This is a genomic window from Veillonella dispar, assembly GCF_900637515.1.
Classification (GTDB): domain Bacteria; phylum Bacillota; class Negativicutes; order Veillonellales; family Veillonellaceae; genus Veillonella; species Veillonella dispar.
In genome coordinates this window covers 1,058,492-1,075,400 of the sequence record NZ_LR134375.1, presented here as the reverse complement: position 1 = coordinate 1,075,400, position 16,909 = coordinate 1,058,492, and the positions used below count along the sequence as shown (strand labels likewise).

General features: G+C 35.8%; 17 protein-coding genes. 5 read left to right on the top strand and 12 right to left on the bottom strand.

Features of this window, described 5'->3' with window-relative positions:
• Positions 1 to 38: 38 nt before the first annotated feature.
• On the bottom strand, positions 39 to 710 hold the full coding sequence (lexA, locus tag EL171_RS04925; RefSeq protein ID WP_005386617.1) for a transcriptional repressor LexA: 672 nt from the start codon (positions 708 to 710) through the stop codon (positions 39 to 41).
• Between the two features lie 241 nt (positions 711 to 951).
• On the opposite strand from lexA, the gene EL171_RS04920 reads away from it, so the two are divergent.
• Positions 952 to 1,260 (top strand): LysM peptidoglycan-binding domain-containing protein, encoded by a 309-nt coding sequence (locus EL171_RS04920; protein ID WP_039969196.1) that lies wholly within the window; start codon positions 952 to 954, stop codon positions 1,258 to 1,260.
• Between the two features lie 95 nt (positions 1,261 to 1,355).
• On the opposite strand, the gene EL171_RS04915 is transcribed toward EL171_RS04920, so the two are convergent.
• Entirely contained in the window at positions 1,356 to 2,366 is a 1,011-nt protein-coding gene (locus tag EL171_RS04915; RefSeq protein WP_005386613.1) for a site-specific integrase, read from the bottom strand.
• 107 nt (positions 2,367 to 2,473) lie between these two features.
• Here EL171_RS04915 and EL171_RS04910 point away from each other — a divergent pair, with 107 nt between their 5' ends.
• The 3 genes from EL171_RS04910 to EL171_RS09930 all read left to right on the top strand — a co-directional run bounded on the left by EL171_RS04910 (position 2,474) and on the right by EL171_RS09930 (position 5,451).
• Positions 2,474 to 3,817, top strand: coding sequence for a VanW family protein (locus tag EL171_RS04910; protein ID WP_005386610.1), 1,344 nt, complete (start codon positions 2,474 to 2,476; stop codon positions 3,815 to 3,817).
• 195 nt (positions 3,818 to 4,012) lie between these two features.
• Complete coding sequence (locus EL171_RS04905) at positions 4,013 to 4,630, top strand: phosphatase PAP2 family protein (protein ID WP_005386609.1); 618 nt, start codon at positions 4,013 to 4,015, stop codon at positions 4,628 to 4,630.
• A 671-nt stretch (positions 4,631 to 5,301) separates the two neighbouring features.
• Positions 5,302 to 5,451: a hypothetical protein gene (locus EL171_RS09930; RefSeq protein ID WP_005386608.1), complete on the top strand. Its 150-nt coding sequence runs from the start codon at positions 5,302 to 5,304 to the stop codon at positions 5,449 to 5,451.
• A gap of 114 nt (positions 5,452 to 5,565) precedes the next feature.
• On the opposite strand, the gene EL171_RS04900 is transcribed toward EL171_RS09930, so the two are convergent.
• From EL171_RS04900 to EL171_RS04890, 3 genes are all read right to left on the bottom strand, one after another.
• The gene (locus EL171_RS04900) at positions 5,566 to 6,309 is read right to left on the bottom strand and encodes a DUF4241 domain-containing protein (RefSeq protein ID WP_005386607.1); all 744 of its coding nucleotides are present in this window, start codon (positions 6,307 to 6,309) and stop codon (positions 5,566 to 5,568) included.
• 1 nt (position 6,310) lies between these two features.
• A complete protein-coding gene (locus EL171_RS04895) occupies positions 6,311 to 7,222 on the bottom strand; it encodes a haloacid dehalogenase-like hydrolase (RefSeq protein ID WP_005386606.1) in 912 nt (303 codons plus the stop codon).
• A 152-nt stretch (positions 7,223 to 7,374) separates the two neighbouring features.
• Entirely contained in the window at positions 7,375 to 8,313 is a 939-nt protein-coding gene (locus EL171_RS04890; protein WP_005386604.1) for a DUF1848 domain-containing protein, read from the bottom strand.
• Between the two features lie 147 nt (positions 8,314 to 8,460).
• Here EL171_RS04890 and EL171_RS04885 point away from each other — a divergent pair, with 147 nt between their 5' ends.
• Entirely contained in the window at positions 8,461 to 9,210 is a 750-nt protein-coding gene (locus EL171_RS04885; protein WP_005386602.1) for a class I SAM-dependent methyltransferase, read from the top strand.
• 150 nt (positions 9,211 to 9,360) lie between these two features.
• On the opposite strand, the gene EL171_RS04880 is transcribed toward EL171_RS04885, so the two are convergent.
• From EL171_RS04880 to EL171_RS04850, 7 genes are all read right to left on the bottom strand, one after another.
• Positions 9,361 to 10,650 (bottom strand): amidohydrolase, encoded by a 1,290-nt coding sequence (locus EL171_RS04880; RefSeq protein ID WP_039969193.1) that lies wholly within the window; start codon positions 10,648 to 10,650, stop codon positions 9,361 to 9,363.
• 138 nt (positions 10,651 to 10,788) lie between these two features.
• The gene (locus EL171_RS04875) at positions 10,789 to 12,033 is read right to left on the bottom strand and encodes an adenosylhomocysteinase (RefSeq protein WP_005386599.1); all 1,245 of its coding nucleotides are present in this window, start codon (positions 12,031 to 12,033) and stop codon (positions 10,789 to 10,791) included.
• A 44-nt stretch (positions 12,034 to 12,077) separates the two neighbouring features.
• The gene (gene mtnA / locus EL171_RS04870; protein ID WP_005386597.1) at positions 12,078 to 13,142 is read right to left on the bottom strand and encodes an S-methyl-5-thioribose-1-phosphate isomerase; all 1,065 of its coding nucleotides are present in this window, start codon (positions 13,140 to 13,142) and stop codon (positions 12,078 to 12,080) included.
• Positions 13,143 to 13,184: 42 nt separating this feature from the next.
• Positions 13,185 to 13,979, bottom strand: coding sequence for an S-methyl-5'-thioadenosine phosphorylase (gene mtnP, locus EL171_RS04865; RefSeq protein ID WP_005386595.1), 795 nt, complete (start codon positions 13,977 to 13,979; stop codon positions 13,185 to 13,187).
• 108 nt (positions 13,980 to 14,087) lie between these two features.
• Positions 14,088 to 14,966: an Hsp33 family molecular chaperone HslO gene (gene hslO, locus EL171_RS04860; RefSeq protein WP_005386593.1), complete on the bottom strand. Its 879-nt coding sequence runs from the start codon at positions 14,964 to 14,966 to the stop codon at positions 14,088 to 14,090.
• A 194-nt stretch (positions 14,967 to 15,160) separates the two neighbouring features.
• Positions 15,161 to 15,622 (bottom strand): 6,7-dimethyl-8-ribityllumazine synthase, encoded by a 462-nt coding sequence (gene ribH / locus EL171_RS04855; RefSeq protein ID WP_005386591.1) that lies wholly within the window; start codon positions 15,620 to 15,622, stop codon positions 15,161 to 15,163.
• 72 nt (positions 15,623 to 15,694) lie between these two features.
• Positions 15,695 to 16,897: a bifunctional 3,4-dihydroxy-2-butanone-4-phosphate synthase/GTP cyclohydrolase II gene (locus EL171_RS04850; protein ID WP_039969190.1), complete on the bottom strand. Its 1,203-nt coding sequence runs from the start codon at positions 16,895 to 16,897 to the stop codon at positions 15,695 to 15,697.
• Between the last annotated feature and the right edge of the window lie 12 nt (positions 16,898 to 16,909).

Sequence of the window (16,909 nt, the reverse complement as noted above, 5' to 3'; positions counted from 1 at the left end):
ATAACAAAAAAACGGCTACAATATGTAGCCGTTTTTTGTTAAATTCTATCTCGTACAAGACCGATTACTAGGCCTTCAATATGACAGTCATCCACAATAATAGGATCAAAATCATCATTTTCAGGCTGTAAACGAATATGTCCATTTTCTTTATAAAAACGTTTTACAGTAGCTTCATCATCAATACGAGCCACTACAACGTCTCCATTATTAGCTGTATTTTGATGACGTACAATAAGCATATCGCCTTCATACATACCGATATTCATCATAGATTCGCCTTGAACACGAAGTAAAAAACAATCAGAATCTCCAGTCAATTGAACAGGCAATGTAAGGGTAGACTCTAAGTTTTCTACAGCAGTAATAGGCATACCAGCTTGAACAGTACCAATAAGAGGTACTTGTTTAAGACCGGCACCTAAAAATTCAAAGTTATCTGAACTGGAAGTTTCATTACCATCTACAGAAATAGAAGGTTTTGTATCCTCTAAAACAGTAATAGCACGGTTTTTATTAGGATCTCGTTTAATATAACCAAACTTTTCAAGAGCATTCAAATGAGATTGTACAGTAGATGTAGAACTAAGTCCTACATGTGTACAGATTTCACGAACTGTAGGACAACGATATTCATTATGTAATGAGTCTTTAATAAAATCTAATATACGGCGCTGTTTAGTATTAATATCTGTAGCAGGGCGTCTCACGATGAACCTCCAAAGTCAATATATTGTCAATATTTTATGCGTAAAAAATAACACATGTCATACTATATAATAAAAAAGTAAGATAATTACTAACTTACATACTTATTATAGGCAATTTTAAAAGTTTTTGCAAACATTTGTTCTAAAAGTCTTGACCGAACATTTGTTTGTGTGCTATCATATTCATGTAAACAAACAAATGTTCTCAGATATTATGTTCGATATAAATGTGAGGTATGATATGAAAAATATATTAATGATGCTAGGAATGTGTTTAACAGTATTATTTGGTTATAATATGACAAATCCTGTAACAGATACAAATACACATGCAGTACGTGAAGTAAAGGTACAAGCAGGCGATACCATGTGGGATATTGCAGCTCGTACAGCTCATAAAGATATGGATGTTCGAGAAATGGTATATGCCATGAAAGAACTTAACAACATCAGTGATTCTGGTACACTTGTACCTGGTACAGTATTAAAGGTACCAGCACATAAATCTAATAGTCCAGTTAGAGCTTTGGACTATGTGGCTCAAAACTAAATATATATGGGAATATCCCACGCAAAAAAGCAGCTACTCGGTAGAGATAGCTGCTTTTTGTTATATACTTTATTTTATTAACTGATATATGATTGTTATTTAAATCGCTTTTCAAAAATTGTGGAAATAGGATTGTCTACAAACTTGTTCGCTTCATTAATATAACGACGAACCATATTAACACTATGATGACGTGTTTGACGCATAATATTACGTTCTTCTACACCATAAGCTGCAGCAGTTGTTGCAAAGCCATGACGTAGACTATGGGCACCATACATAGTTGGATCAAGACCGATAAGAGAAATATATTTTTTTACGATTTCTGCAATCATCTTATCGGATATAGCCGTTTTACGTAATGACATATTTTTAGTAAAACCTCTAAATATAGGGCCTTCAGAAATACCAGAAGCACGTAACCATTGTTGTAAGGCCTTCACAGCATCTAAAGGGGAGCCAGGTATATGAGGAATGGCTACCACAGCACCTTGACCTTCTTGGTCCGCTTTTGAGGATGGCACAAAGATTTCAACACCTTGCGGAGAAAACTGTAGATGCTCTACTGTAATAGCTGAAATTTCACTACGACGAAAAGCACCCATAAATCCAATTAAAAGAATGGCCTTATCTCGTAATAGCTGTAATTCAGGTACATCTAGTTTAGTCATACAATCTAGAATATCTTCGATATCTTCTAATAGAACTGGTGTCTTACCTTGTTGGAATGTACCTTTTAAACGTCTAATCCCTCGTAACGCTTGTTTTACGATTGGTGCCATACATGGATTATCCCGATGTCCAGAGGCATTATAATTCTCAGATATAGCGCTAATACGACGAGAGATTGTATTTGCCTTAGCATAATCAGCAAGATCATTAATATAGTTAACTATGGTTTCTGGTGTAGCCGGAAAATAAGATACCTTTTGATAGGTACACCAATCTACGAAATCATCCCAATCCGATTCGTAAGCATCCACAGTATTTTCAGCCTTAGATAGTAATATACTTTGCTTGGCTTTCATAGACAACTTTGTACTATTCATAAGCGCATCATTATTGCGCAAATAGAAATGTTTTTGTTGTTCCTTAGACTCTGACATAATTCACCCTTACCCCTAAAAATATCAATATAATTGTACCATAGAATAGGTACTTATATGCTATAATTAGAGAATATAATGACTAATTTGGGAGAGTTTATAATACAATGAGTAAAAAACATATAATATTAGGGACTATGCTTGTCCTGCTGAGTACGAGCGGCTGCTCATACATCCCAACAGAAAATACATCGTATGGTGTATTTTACAATGATACAGATCTATCTAATACACCAAAGGGTGAATTACAAGATCGAATACAAGAACTAAATAGTAAAATACCACAACAGACTATATCCATTGATATGGGGAATAATAAAAAACAACAGGCTACGTATCATGATTTAGGTATTCAAGTAGATACTGAGGCTGTAGTAAAAGCTATTTCTACATATGGGTATGAAGATGATTGGTGGACCTTGCTTTCACATAGATTTAATGCCTTATATTATGGACAACATTTTCAACCTCAATATAAGCTAGACGAGGTAAAAAGCAAAACTTACCTTACAGAACTTGCCAAATCAATTGATACGCCAGGACATGATGCATATCTAACCATTGAGAATGGTCAAGTTGTATTCCATCCTGCTAAAGAAGGTAAACGCATTGATATTGATGCAACCTTACAAAACCTTAAGGATCAATTACAATCTGGAGAAAGCATCACATCTCTATCTATGGTATTTACCACAAAAAATACTATTAAGGTTACTGATTCTGATTTAAAACCATTAAATACCGTTCTAGCATCCTTTAGTACAGATTTTGATCCAAATAATGAAAGCAGAACACATAACATTCAACTCGCATCTGATAAAATCAATGGTACATTGATTAAACCTGGTGCAGTATTCTCCTTTAACGATGTTGTAGGCGAGCGTACTGCTGAGGCTGGCTATGATGATGCACCGGTAATGATTGATGGCAAATTAGTTCCAGGTATTGGTGGTGGCATTTGCCAAGTTAGTTCTACCATCTTTAATACAGCCTTATTATCTGGCATGAATATTGTAGAACGTACACCTCACTTTGAACCTGTTGGATATATTCAAGCTGGTCGTGATGCTACAGTAGCATGGGGCTATTTAGACTTTAAGTTTAGAAATCCATACCAACAATCCATTTATATTCTCAGTGTGATGAATCATGGTACACTAACCATCTATATTATAGGTACTGCTCAAGACAAGCCTAAAAATGTATCTATTTCAGTTGGTGATCGTAGTGAAATACCAAATAAGACAATTACACGCGTAGATCCATCTTTAAAAGAAAAAGAAGTACAAGAGGGGCATGTAGGCTTAACAATGAATACGTATAGAACCATAACATATGGTAACTGGGTTACACAAACTGATTCCTTTGAATCTGTATATGACCCAGTAGATACGATCATAACAATGCCACCTGAAGGTTCAACTAAAAAATCAGATAAAAAGAAACCATAATTAAAGATTTTATTAAATATAGCCTAAACTATTGACCATGAGGTATAAATAGTTTAGGCTATTATTTGGATGTAATTGAGAAACCAATATATACATATTACAAAGTATATGGAAATCCAATACAGAATATTGAGGATATAATCTATTCTCAATCATTCTCAGCAATTATCATTTAGTAAAATAGAAGAGGAAACTATGGACACAATCTTACAATTTGATCACTCCTTGATCTTCTATGTACATGACCATCTTGTATATAGTTTTTTAACACCAATTATGGCATTTATTTCAAAAATTACTGGCAGCGGTGCCTTATGGATTGTCATTGCCTTATTATTGATGTTACAGAAAAAATATCGTGTATTAGGCGTTGCGATAATAATTGCATTAGGATTTGTATTTATCATTGGTGACCAAGGTTTAAAACCACATGTAGCTCGATTAAGGCCATTTGTAGATTTTCCTAATGTAACAGTACCATTAGAGTCTGCATTACCAAAAGCAAATAGTTATTCATTCCCGTCAGGCCATAGTTTTGGTTCATTTGCATCTGCCATGACCATTTACCTAGGCTTGAGTCAAATAGCGCCTCAGAAGCGATATTTGGGAATTATAGCATTACTTGGGTCATTAGTAGTAGCATTTTCTAGAGTATATCTATTTGTACATTATCCAACAGATGTATTAACAGGCTTAGTATTGGGAATCATCGTAGGCTTTATTGCATGGAAGCTTGCAAGAATCGGTTGGAATTGGTGGACTAACCGTCATAATGATGTAGAATACGAACCATACACATTTAAACGTAAATAAGCTTAAATAGCTAAAAAACTATATAATATAAGGGATTGGGCCATATAGGCCCAATTTTCTTTATATAATTACTTCCGATAATATATCGTTATCGGAAGTAATTTAAAAACAAATAAAAAACTAACCTATATATCTATAAGCTAGTTTATTTACATTTCAACCCAAATAAGCCTTTAAATTACTCAATCAACAGATCCTATCGTTTCATATTATGTAATCCAGTCTATTACACAATATTTAACTCAATTTATCTAACCTTATAATTCTAATTTAATTTATGTAACCTAGTTAATCTCACTATATAAAAATTAATATATGTAAATATTTAAATTATGTTTTCTAAGCTTATTAATCATTAACCTTAGGTGTATATACATATAAGCTCTTAAATAATGTTTAGTATCTAATACAACTATCTTTTTATATAACATCATTTAGCTATATATATTTATATAAGTCTTACATAACCTTAATATATATCAAACTAACTAGATGCTTATAATTCCTTATTTTATGTAGGTTTATGGTAACTACAATTTCATTATTATAGATGTATGTGTAGAATTATTATTATTTAATTTTAAATACATATTGAAATTTTTGATATAAGGTTGTAAAATAGTCATATAAATTATGTAATTTACTCATATTAACTCTCACGGAGGTATTATATGTGCTGGTGTGACATCGTAAGTAAAGCCAAAATTGGCAGTTTAAAACATTTAGGTAATGGTATGGAAGGTTCCTTAAGATTCTTAGCTGAAATTATTGTAGGCCTTAGTATCCTTCGTGTATTCGTTAACTGGATTTTTGGAGTTTAGACCTTACAATTAAATATATTATATAAAAGACAAAGACGCTTAGTATGCTAAGCGTCTTTTTTGTATATATTAAGTTTATTAGGTTTATATCTTTACATACTACACTAGATCATATTATTGATATGCTTCGCTGCAATCAATATATTCCATAATCAGTTGGCAGATTTGACCATCTTTATCAAAGGCCCAGTATACAGGATATAAACCATCTCCAAAGCCTGATTGAATCATAGGTACTGTTAATTCAGTTTCAGGAATTGTAAAGTTAATCCAATCCCCTTTAGACCGTTGGAATTGTGGATATGCCAATGCATTTAATTGGAATAAGTCACTGTAGTAATCATCATAGATATTTTTGTCTGGATAGTTTGTATGCCATTGATCATAAAACTTTCTATAGGTTTCGATAGTTTCTGCATCAACTACAGTAGCAAGTCCAGAATCTACAGGGAACCCGATGTAGCTTTCACCATCATCAAGATCTGTTAAGTCTTCCGTACCTTTTAAAGCCAATTCATAGTTCACAGGCTCATTACCACTAAAAACAACACGGCTTGCCACATAGCGATACTCATTTGGTTCAATTTCAATAATTTTTGTTTCTAACAAATACGTACCTGGTTCTACCGTTCTAATATACGTATCTGGTTTATTAGGTAATGTTACCAAAGGATCACAGCACGTAATATGGCCTGTTGGGAATGTTACAGTCCACATAGGCAATGTATGTAACGGAAATCCTTTTAGCTCTTTACGATTAAATAAATCATGATATGGTACGGTAGGTTTTAATTTACCTTCAGAACCTAAACGATTAAACGTTTGTATCCATTCACTTGTCAACTTAGATTGTTCCATATTACTCCTCTGCTTCGTGTTTACAATGAATATACTCGCCCTCTAACACTTCATATGCTGCTGTTTTGCGTATAATTTGTTTAACTAATGTATCTAACTGAGAACCATTTGTATAGTCTGCTGGTGCATAATAGCGTATACGGTGATGACGCATCATTTTATATACTTTATCTTTGTCCTTTTTAATAGGATCATAAACACCGATGGAATGACCTCCATTTGCGTTAACAAGGCTCATGCAAGGAATATCTGTATCACTATCCCCAATATAAATCATATTGCGGAATGGTACACGTTGGTCCTCAGGCTTAATATAATCGTTAACGCCTGTATCATTAATATCTAGAATTCCTTTTTGAATACGGAACAAAAACTGAGTTTTATTCGTATAGTTAATTGCTTGCGCAGGCCATACGGCTACCCCCTTGTCGTCGAACATAAATGCACTGGCATATATTTTGGTGAAAGCTCCCTCTTTCGCCATTTCTGTGCCTTCTATCATCTCTTTCAATCCAGAAGAGATAATGTAATGTTCAATGCGAACCCCATGTTCTAATCCATACTCTCTAATACGTTCAAACCAAGTACGAACACCGTCATACAACTCTACTTGATTCCCATATTCCATGAGCTTTTCTTTAGTTACATAAAAGCGACCTACTGCTTCTTGGATCATCTTATACATATAGGCCAAGTTATTATCCATATCATTTTTCTTAGCCAATTGATTAGATTCTTGCCAGAACTGCTTAATTTGCTCCTCATCATAGCCAACAGATTGAATAAATCCTTGTGCCTGCATATCATCCGGGGTTAAAGTCTTATCAAAATCATAGCACATGGCAAGAACTGGCATAGAATCTTCACGTGATACTAAGGATGAATCTTTAGTATCACTTTTGTAGGTTATCATACGACACCTCCTTGTGATAATAAAACAACTAAACAATTAATAAGTCTATTCACTCTCTTATATTCCTGAGGTGTCCCTTTGACAACCCCCTTTGTTATCTATTTTACACGATACGTCAACGAAATAAGCATTATATAGCATCGTAATTCCAACTAAAATAGAGTTTCTTGCTTATAATTTGTATCAATAATCCAGCTTTTTTCCGTGCTTTCTTTGATAATTGCTGTTTTTGGAAGCGGTCCAATAAGTAAACTAGAATTTGGATCATGTAACATACGATTGTGCCGGACTGCAGCCTGATTTGTATTGGCATAACAATAGCGACAGAAATGACTACAACTATCATAGGCACCTATATCACCATGTAAATAACAATTACATTCCGGTCTTGCTGGTGCCCGTTTAGGTGCTTTTAACGAAACATTCCAAGCCCGTTCATAACACTCTAAGGTTAAACAACCTTCCGTATTAGCCCCTAATGCTTTAAATGTATCCCCTTCTCCACAGGTTTTAAGGTCCATATTACAAGAATGAGCAATAGAAATAAGCTCCTTAATAAGGTTATGTTGTACATCAACACTTGGTCTAAAGCCTTCAGGGAAGTTCTGAGCCACCTTATCAAAAATATCTAAGAAACTTACAACTACCGTATCCGTATATCCTTCTAGAGCCTTAGCCATGTTATAAAAGCTTTCAAAATGGAAATCTATTGTATAGTTATGGGTTAAAATAATAGGATCATAACGCCACACCATGGATTGAGGATTCAGTCTCGTAGATATTTGTTTAAATCCATCTATTACAGAATCTACTTTGGGTACATAAGGCTCGATATCTGGACCATAAGGAGTTATGGTCATGTGCCAAAACTGTCTATAATCATTTATTTCTTTTAGTAATGGAATGAAAGGCAAAGGATTCTTTGTACAAAATGCAATACCATCTACCACATCATGATTAATAGGATACCGTGTTATCTGCAGTAGATTATAAGGATTTCGAACATCTACAAATCCTTGATGAACACGATTAATCAACCATTGCCCATAAAAGGCAGGAATATCCGTACGTTGTCCCGTCTGTAAAATCATTGTCCTGCCCTTTCATAAAACAAAAATATAGATGTATTATATCATACTCAATATTAATTATTTATGTAGTAAGTGTGATATTTATAGTATGGTACATTCTCATTTTATGGTACTATTAAGTGTATTAAAAATGAGGAGAACAAAAATATGAACGATATATTTAAAAAAAATCATTCTATGAAGGATGACAAAGAGTTTATTACCTCTTATTGGAGCGATCGAGCGCGTGATTTCGGTTCTTTACGAGCTAAAGAATTGGAAAGCCCTAAGCTTAAACTTTGGCGCGATGAATTAATGAGTCATATTTTTGATTCTGACCGTTCTTTGCGAATTTTAGATATTGGCTGTGGCGCAGGTTTTTTCAGCATTATTCTCTCTGAATTGGGCCATACAGTACATGGTATCGATATTACACCTAATATGATTGATGAGGCTAATCAACTTGCTGAGTCTTTACAATCTGATGCTACCTTCTCCGTTATGGATGCAGAAAACCTAAGCTTTGATACTAATACCTTTGATATCGTTGTGGCTCGCAATGTGACATGGAATTTACCGCATCCAGATAAAGCCTATGCTGAATGGTTACGTGTTATCCGTCCTGGTGGTTTAATTCTAAACTATGATGCAGAACACGCACGCAATCATCATGATTTACCACAATCTGTACATCATGCGCATGAACATGTTAGCAATGAATTAAAGGAACGTTGCCACACAATATACCATATGCTAGAAATTTCATCCTATACACGTCCACAATGGGATAAGGAACTACTCACAAAAATGGGTGCCAGCTCTGTATCGATTGATCCTACTGTAGGACCTCGTATTTACAGTGAAGAAGATGAATTCTACATTCCTGTACCTATGTTTTTAGTAAAAGCAATTAAATAGATATTGAATAATAGCTAATAGGTCAGTAAAACTACTATTACATAATACAAAACCCACTCCATGAAGTATCATGAGTGGGTTTTCTTTATATACTAATCCATTTATTAGCTAATATACGTTAATAGTAATGAATATAGTCGCTGCTAAATATTAGTTTCTAAAATACTCTTGAGCTTTTGTAATTTCTACGCGAAGTTTTTCTTCATCAATAGTAAGCAATTCTTTATCTTTCATAAGAACTTTGCCGCCTACAATTGTAGTATTAGCATCAGAGCTATTAGCTGAGTATACAAGTGCTGCTAAATCGTTATAACGAGGCATCCAGTGCATACCAGATACATCATACAATACGATATCTGCGCGATACCCTTCAGCTAGTACACCTAGATCTTTATAACCTAAGGCTTTTGTACCTTCTACAGTGCCCATGTTCCACGCTGCTTGTGCCGGAATCGCTTTAGGGTCATAGAGACGCGCCTTATGCAATGTAGCAGCAAGGCGTACTTCTTCAAGCATATCTGCATTATTATTAGATGCAGAACCGTCTGTACCAAGACCAACTGTAATACCTTTAGCAATCATTTCAGGCACTGGAGCAATACCACTTGCTAATTTTAAATTGGATTGTGGATTATGTGCAACAGCTACATTATTCTCTGCCATAATAGCCATATCTTCGTCTGTCACATGAACACAATGTGCAGCTAATGTAGTATTCCAGAATAAGCCTAAGTCATGCATATGAGCTATTGGTGTCTTGCCAGTAGCTTTTATAACATTCTCTACTTCCCCTTTTGTTTCAGACAAGTGCATGTGAATACCACAATTTAATTCATGGGATAAGGCAATAACCTTTTCCATATATTCGTCTGGGCAAGTATAAGGCGCATGTGGTCCCAATAATACCTTGATGCGGTCATTATCAAAGCCGTTCCAAGTACGGAATAAATCAGCATTTTCAACTAATGCTTGATCGGCTGTTGGAGATACACCTGCTAAACCACGAGATAGTACGGCGCGAATACCTGTTTCTTTTACTACCTCAGCTGTAGTATTCATAAAGAAATACATATCGCTAAATGTTGTAGTACCAGAGCGTAACATTTCAGCCACACCTAGTTGTGTACCATAACGTACATACTCGTCGTTAAGCTTGGCTTCAGTTGGCCAAATTGCAGTTTCTAGCCAATCCATAAGCTCAAGATCATCTGCATAGTTTCTAAATAAGCCCATTGCAATGTGCGTATGAGTATTGACTAAACCTGGTGCAGCTAATTGGCCTTTACCATCTAGTACTTCCTTTGCAGAATCTTTTGCTTTTTCAATATCACTATCCTTTAAAATAGCGGCAATATAACCATTTTCAATTTCAATGGCATGATTTTTAAGAACGCCCTCATTAGTTAGGACGTCTACATTGGTAATCAATAAATCAGACATAGGTTTCCTCATAGGTATAACCGAGCTAAAGTAGCTCGGTTATATTCGTAAAATTAGAAAACTAATACATCTAGCACATTGTTGTTTAGTACAAAGCCATTAGCTTTCTATTAAATGTAGATGTAATTCGATTCGAAATTAGTTTACTTTTGTAAGGTAATCGATTTGATCTTGTGTTAAGGAATCTAAATCGTAACCCATGGAATTTAATTTAAGTTTTGCAATTTCCGCATCTAATTCATGAGGCAATACATATACCTTAGGTTCCATATCTTTGCCATTATGCAAGATATGTTCTGCTGCAAGAGCTTGCATTGCGAAGGATAAATCCATGATTTCTGCAGGATGACCATCACCAGCGGCAAGGTTTACTAGACGACCTTCAGCCAATACATAGAGTTTACGGCCATCAGCCATAGTATAACCTTCGATGTTTTGACGAACTCGTTCATGACTTACTGCAAGTTCTGTAAGATCAGCTACGTTAACTTCACAATCAAAGTGACCAGCATTACACAAAATAGCTTTATCTTTCATTACTTCGTAATGTTCTTTCACGATTACATCTTTACAACCTGTTACAGTACAGAAGATATCCCCAACTTTAGCAGCTTCAATCATAGGTAATACTTTGAATCCATCAAATACTGCTTCAATCGCTTTAATTGGGTCTACTTCTGTTACATATACATGAGCACCAAGGCCTTTTGCACGCATAGCAACGCCTTTACCGCACCAACCATAACCAGCAACAACTACATTTTTACCTGTTACGGTTAAGTTAGTAGTACGCATAATACCATCCCAAACAGATTGACCTGTACCATAACGGTTATCAAAGAGATATTTACAGTAAGAATCGTTTACTGCAATCATAGGGAATGTCAATTGTTTTGCATTCTCTAAAGCATAGAGACGATGTACACCTGTAGTTGTTTCTTCACTACCACCTAAAAGGCGTTCCTTAGCATCTTGGCGAGTTGTGTGTAACAAGTTTACCAAATCGCCACCATCATCGATGATAATGTGCGGTTTATGATCAAGTGCCTTATTAAGGAAATTGAAGTATTCTTCTTCAGTACAATCATACCAAGCATATACAGTTAGGCCCATATCAACGAGACCTGCCGCTACATCATCTTGTGTAGATAATGGATTAGAACCAGTTACAATAACATCAGCACCACCGCGTTTTAAAACAGTAGCTAAGTATGCTGTTTTTGCTTCCAAGTGAACACTTACAACAATGGTTTGACCTTTGAAAGTTTGTTCTGCTTCAAAACGATCGCCTAATGTATTTAATGTAGGCATAAAGTTTGAAACCCAATCAATTTTCTTGCGGCCTTCTGCTGCTAAATTAATATCTTTAATTAAAGATTGCATAATATCTCCTTTTACTCATAAATCTACATCATAACAATAATAGATTATTTAGCTTCTACAATTTGACGTAGTTTATCAATAGACTCTTCATAGTCTGGTTTTAAAACACCTTCTTCAGTAATGATGGCAGTCACTAGTTCATGTGGCGTCACATCGAAGGCAGGATTAAGTACATCAATTCCATTAGGCGCTGTTTGAACACCATGTAGAGATGTTACTTCATAATCGTCGCGCATCTCGATAGGAATATCCGTACCGTTTTCAAGGGTAAAGTCAAATGTACTATATGGCGCTGCTACATAAAATGGAATGTTATGGAATTTAGCTAGCACAGCTACACCATAGGTACCAATTTTATTGGCTACATCCCCTTTTGTAGTGATGCGGTCAGCACCGACGATAACGGCATCAATGAGGCCATGTTGCATCGCATAAGCTGCCATATTATCAGTCTCAAGAGTGACAGGGATACCATCCTCATGAAGTTCAAAAGCAGTAAGACGAGCACCTTGTAATAATGGTCTTGTTTCATCCGCATATACCCGTTCTAATTGTCCATTTTCATGTAATTTACGGACAACACCGAGTGCTGTTCCTAAACCACCTGTAGCTAATGCACCAGCATTACAATGTGTTAGAATACGAATATTTTTTTGACCTTCAAATAGAGTTGCTCCTGCTTCAGCCATACGACGGTTCAATGACACGTCTTCTTCGTGAATTATAATAGCCTCTTTTCTAATGAGCTCTACTACTTCACTCATAGAAGACATGCTTTCAACATGCTCTTTTACAAGAGAAATAACACGATCTACAGCCCAAGCTAAGTTAATTGCGGTAGGACGAGTTTCCTTTAAGGTCTCACTAAATTCATATAAGCTTGTAAGTTGTTCACTAAAAGGAACCTCCAAACGTCCTGCTTCCATAGCCGCTAAAATGAGGCCATAACTAGCAGCTACACCAATAGCAGGTGCGCCACGAACGCGAAGCATTTTAATAGCTTCGGCTACTTGGCGCCAATCTGTACAGTGAACATATGTAATTTCAGTAGGCAATTTAGTTTGATCTAATAATACCAGCGTATCTTTACGCCATTCAATATTAATCATACCTTCTCCTTCGATGAACTATTGTATTTCATTATGAATGGATTATAGTTTAAAGCCACCATATTCTTGCATGCGATTATGCGCGTCATAACGAGCATCTACATCGATTGCATCAATAGCACCTAAAATAAGAGCTTTAAGTTGAGCTGCCATGTCACCCATCATTTCTACCACTTCACCATGTGTCAACGCAGATTCAGAAATACCTGCTGCATAGTTTGTAATCATAGAAATAGTAGCATATGCCATTTCAGCTTCATTAGCTAAATTTACTTCTGGTACATTTGTCATACCTACTGTATCACCACCGAGCATATGGAACATTTTAATTTCCGCTGGAGTTTCAAAACGAGGGCCTTCTGTACATACATAGGTACCGCCATTATGAATTGTTAGGCCTTGTTCAGCACCTACCTTTTGAAGAATATCACGTAATTCAGGGCAATAAGGATTTGTTACATCTAGATGTGCTACTGGACGGTCACCACCTTCATAGAATGTAGTGATGCGGTTCTTAGTGAAATCTAAGAATTGATCAGTCAACACGAAATGACCAGGCTTGAAGTTTTCATTTAAGGAACCTACAGCTGTTGTAGAGATAATAAATGTAACGCCTAATTTTTTGAGCCCCCAAATATTAGCACGATAGTTAATTTTGTGCGGAGGAATTGTATGATCTTTGCCGTGACGAGCTACAAAGATTACAGTTTTTCCATGGTATGTACCTTGTACATAATCTATTTCACCATATGGTGTCATTAAGGATTCTTCATGAATATTTTCAAAGATGGACGGATCATAAACACCAGTACCACCAATTACGCCAATTGCACTCATTGTGACCTCCTATTATTAATCACTCTATCTTTTATTTTCTCATAGAATAGAAAAACAGGCTATAGGAAAAACCTAGTAGCCTGTATTTTTCTACATATTATAAAAATCTTATTGAATTGGACCTTTTGGTTCGAACATATCTTGTAGTTCTTCACGACTAAAATGATACTTTTCATTACAGTAATGGCATACAAGTTCTGTTACTTCATCTTCCAAAATAGCCTGTTTATCTTCTTCTCTTAATGTCATAAGTACGGCACCAAAGCGATCCCGTCCACAACGACATTGGAATTGAATTGGTTCATTATATACTTCATTAACAGTCAAGCCATCAAGAACGCGTTCCATTAGGCCCTTACCATCTGGATGTGCTTTTAAATACTCTGTAATTGGACCAAGTTCGTTAATATTCTTTTCTACTTGTGCTAATGCTTCATCTGTAGCATCTGGTAAAGCTTGTACGATAAAGCCACCAGCTACAACTGTATGATAATCTGGGTCTACCAATACACCTAAGCTAATAGTAGAAGGTACTTGTTCAGAAGCATATAAATAGTAGGCCAAATCCTCTGCTACTTCACCACTTTGAATTGGACTTGTAGAGGTATAATCTTGTGCTAATTGTGTAAAGCGAGTAACTTGTACTTCACCATTATGACCAACAGCAGCACCTACATCAAGCTTACCAGCTCGTTTTAAAGGTACATCTACATGAGGCTCATCCACATAGCCACGAACTGTATTATCTGCAAAAGCATCTACGTGAACAACTCCTAACGGACCATCACCTTTGATACGAAGACTTACATTTTCATGGTTTTTAAAGTCCCCTGCCAACAAAATAGCACCCGTCATAGCGCGACCTAAAGCAGCTGTTGCTACAGGCCACAAATCGTGACGCACGCGAGCTGTTTCAACAGTATCTGTTGTTACCGCTAAAGACATACGGACCCCTTCGCGGGTCGTAAAACGTTTTATATAATCCATTCTATCATTCCTTATTTCTAATTAATACATCATATGCGCTTAATAGTGCTTATATAGTATATCATGTCATAGATTTACTTTTCAATAATAGAGAATACATGTTCGTCTAGTCTATTTCCAAGATAAAGGAACATATTTTCGATAATATAAAAACACTCAGCATCATAAGACACTGAGTGTTTACTATGTAATTATTAGAATTTATCGATAAGGTTAACCATTTCAATAGCGCCCATAGCACAATCGTAACCCTTATTACCAGCCTTAGTACCAGCACGTTCAATCGCTTGTTCAATATTTTCAGTAGTTACTACACCGAACATAACAGGAATACCTGTTTCCAAGGAAACATGAGCAATACCTTTAGCTACTTCATTACATACATAGTCATAATGAGTTGTAGCACCACGGATAACGGCACCAACACAGATAATCGCATCGAAGCGACCAGATGAAGCAGCTTTTTTAGCGATCAATGGGATTTCATAAGCACCTGGTACCCAGATAACAGTGATATCCTCTTCTTTTACATCGTGACGCAATAAGCAATCTTCAGCGCCACCAATTAATTTGGACGTAATGAACTCGTTAAAACGAGAACCGATAATAGCAAATTTTTTACCGCTACCTAGTAAATTACCTTCTTGAACCTTCATTATGTTGACCTCCTATATTCCTATAAAGGAAATTCTTATGTGACGAGCAATTTATTAAATAAAACTAAATGATTAGTCTTCTAACATATGACCCATTTTTTCTTCTTTTGTCCTTAAGTACCCTGCATTAAATTTATTGGCTGCAATAATGAGCGGTACCCGGCTAGTGACATCAATACCCCAATGTTCTAAGCCATGACGTTTTTCTGGATTATTTGTCAACAATCGAATACTCTTAATACCTAAGAAACGGATAATTTGAGCAGCCAAAGAATATTCGCGCATATCTGCAGGGAAGCCTAATTGTTCATTAGCCTCTACAGTATCTAAACCTTGCTCTTGTAAAGCATAGGCTTTAATTTTATTTGTTAAACCGATACCACGGCCTTCTTGACGCATATATACTACAACGCCTTTACCTTCTTTTTCGATGGCACGTAACGCGTTATCTAATTGCTCACCACAGTCACAACGTTTAGAACCGAATACATCACCTGTTAAACATTCAGAGTGAATACGTACAAGAACATCGTCACAGTTTTGTACATCACCTTTAACAATAGCTAAATGTTCTTTATGATCTAAATCATTTTTAAATACAAAGATATTAAAGTCACCAAATTTAGTAGGTAGTTTAGAACAAGCACCGAGTTCTACCATATCTTCATGTTGTTTACGATACTCAATAAGTTCTGCTACAGATGCAATTTTAAGATTATGTTCTTTTGCAAATTGTAATAGATCTGGCAAACGAGCCATATCACCATCGTCTTTTGTGATTTCACAAATAACAGCTGCCTCTTGTAAGCCTGCTAAACGACAAAGGTCGATAGATGCTTCTGTATGGCCTTGGCGTACTAAAACGCCACCCTCTTTATATACTAGAGGGAATACGTGACCAGGACGACGGAAGTCTTCTGGTTTAGCATTAGGATCTAATAATTTTTGAATTGTATACGCACGTTCTGCTGGAGATACGCCTGTTGTAGTATCTACATGGTCAACAGTTACGGTGAAAGCAGTTTCATGGTTATCTGTATTTTTGGCAACCATTGCAGGAATGCCAAGCTTTTCTAAGGCTTCACGACGCATAGGTGTACATACGATACCTCGCGCGTATTTAACCATAAAGTTAATATTTTCTTGTGTAGCAAACTCTGCAGCAATGATAAGATCGCCTTCGTTTTCACGGCTTTCATCATCAACGATAATAACAGGTTTGCCAGCTTTAAGGTCTTGTAAGACCTCTTCAATAGAATGTAATTGTTCGCTCATAGGAACGCTCCT

Coding starts and splice junctions, on each gene's coding strand:
- EL171_RS09930 (WP_005386608.1), top strand. CDS start 5,302: ATGTGCTGGTGTGACATCGTAAGTAAAGCCAAAATTGGCAGTTTAAAA.
- mtnP (WP_005386595.1), bottom strand. CDS start 13,979: ATGAGTGCAATTGGCGTAATTGGTGGTACTGGTGTTTATGATCCGTCC.
- mtnA (WP_005386597.1), bottom strand. CDS start 13,142: ATGATTAATATTGAATGGCGTAAAGATACGCTGGTATTATTAGATCAA.
- ribH (WP_005386591.1), bottom strand. CDS start 15,622: ATGAAGGTTCAAGAAGGTAATTTACTAGGTAGCGGTAAAAAATTTGCT.
- EL171_RS04900 (WP_005386607.1), bottom strand. CDS start 6,309: ATGGAACAATCTAAGTTGACAAGTGAATGGATACAAACGTTTAATCGT.
- EL171_RS04905 (WP_005386609.1), top strand. CDS start 4,013: ATGGACACAATCTTACAATTTGATCACTCCTTGATCTTCTATGTACAT.
- EL171_RS04920 (WP_039969196.1), top strand. CDS start 952: ATGAAAAATATATTAATGATGCTAGGAATGTGTTTAACAGTATTATTT.
- EL171_RS04915 (WP_005386613.1), bottom strand. CDS start 2,366: ATGTCAGAGTCTAAGGAACAACAAAAACATTTCTATTTGCGCAATAAT.
- EL171_RS04875 (WP_005386599.1), bottom strand. CDS start 12,033: ATGCAATCTTTAATTAAAGATATTAATTTAGCAGCAGAAGGCCGCAAG.
- EL171_RS04910 (WP_005386610.1), top strand. CDS start 2,474: ATGAGTAAAAAACATATAATATTAGGGACTATGCTTGTCCTGCTGAGT.
- hslO (WP_005386593.1), bottom strand. CDS start 14,966: ATGGATTATATAAAACGTTTTACGACCCGCGAAGGGGTCCGTATGTCT.
- EL171_RS04890 (WP_005386604.1), bottom strand. CDS start 8,313: ATGATTTTACAGACGGGACAACGTACGGATATTCCTGCCTTTTATGGG.
- EL171_RS04880 (WP_039969193.1), bottom strand. CDS start 10,650: ATGTCTGATTTATTGATTACCAATGTAGACGTCCTAACTAATGAGGGC.
- EL171_RS04850 (WP_039969190.1), bottom strand. CDS start 16,897: ATGAGCGAACAATTACATTCTATTGAAGAGGTCTTACAAGACCTTAAA.
- EL171_RS04895 (WP_005386606.1), bottom strand. CDS start 7,222: ATGATAACCTACAAAAGTGATACTAAAGATTCATCCTTAGTATCACGT.
- EL171_RS04885 (WP_005386602.1), top strand. CDS start 8,461: ATGAACGATATATTTAAAAAAAATCATTCTATGAAGGATGACAAAGAG.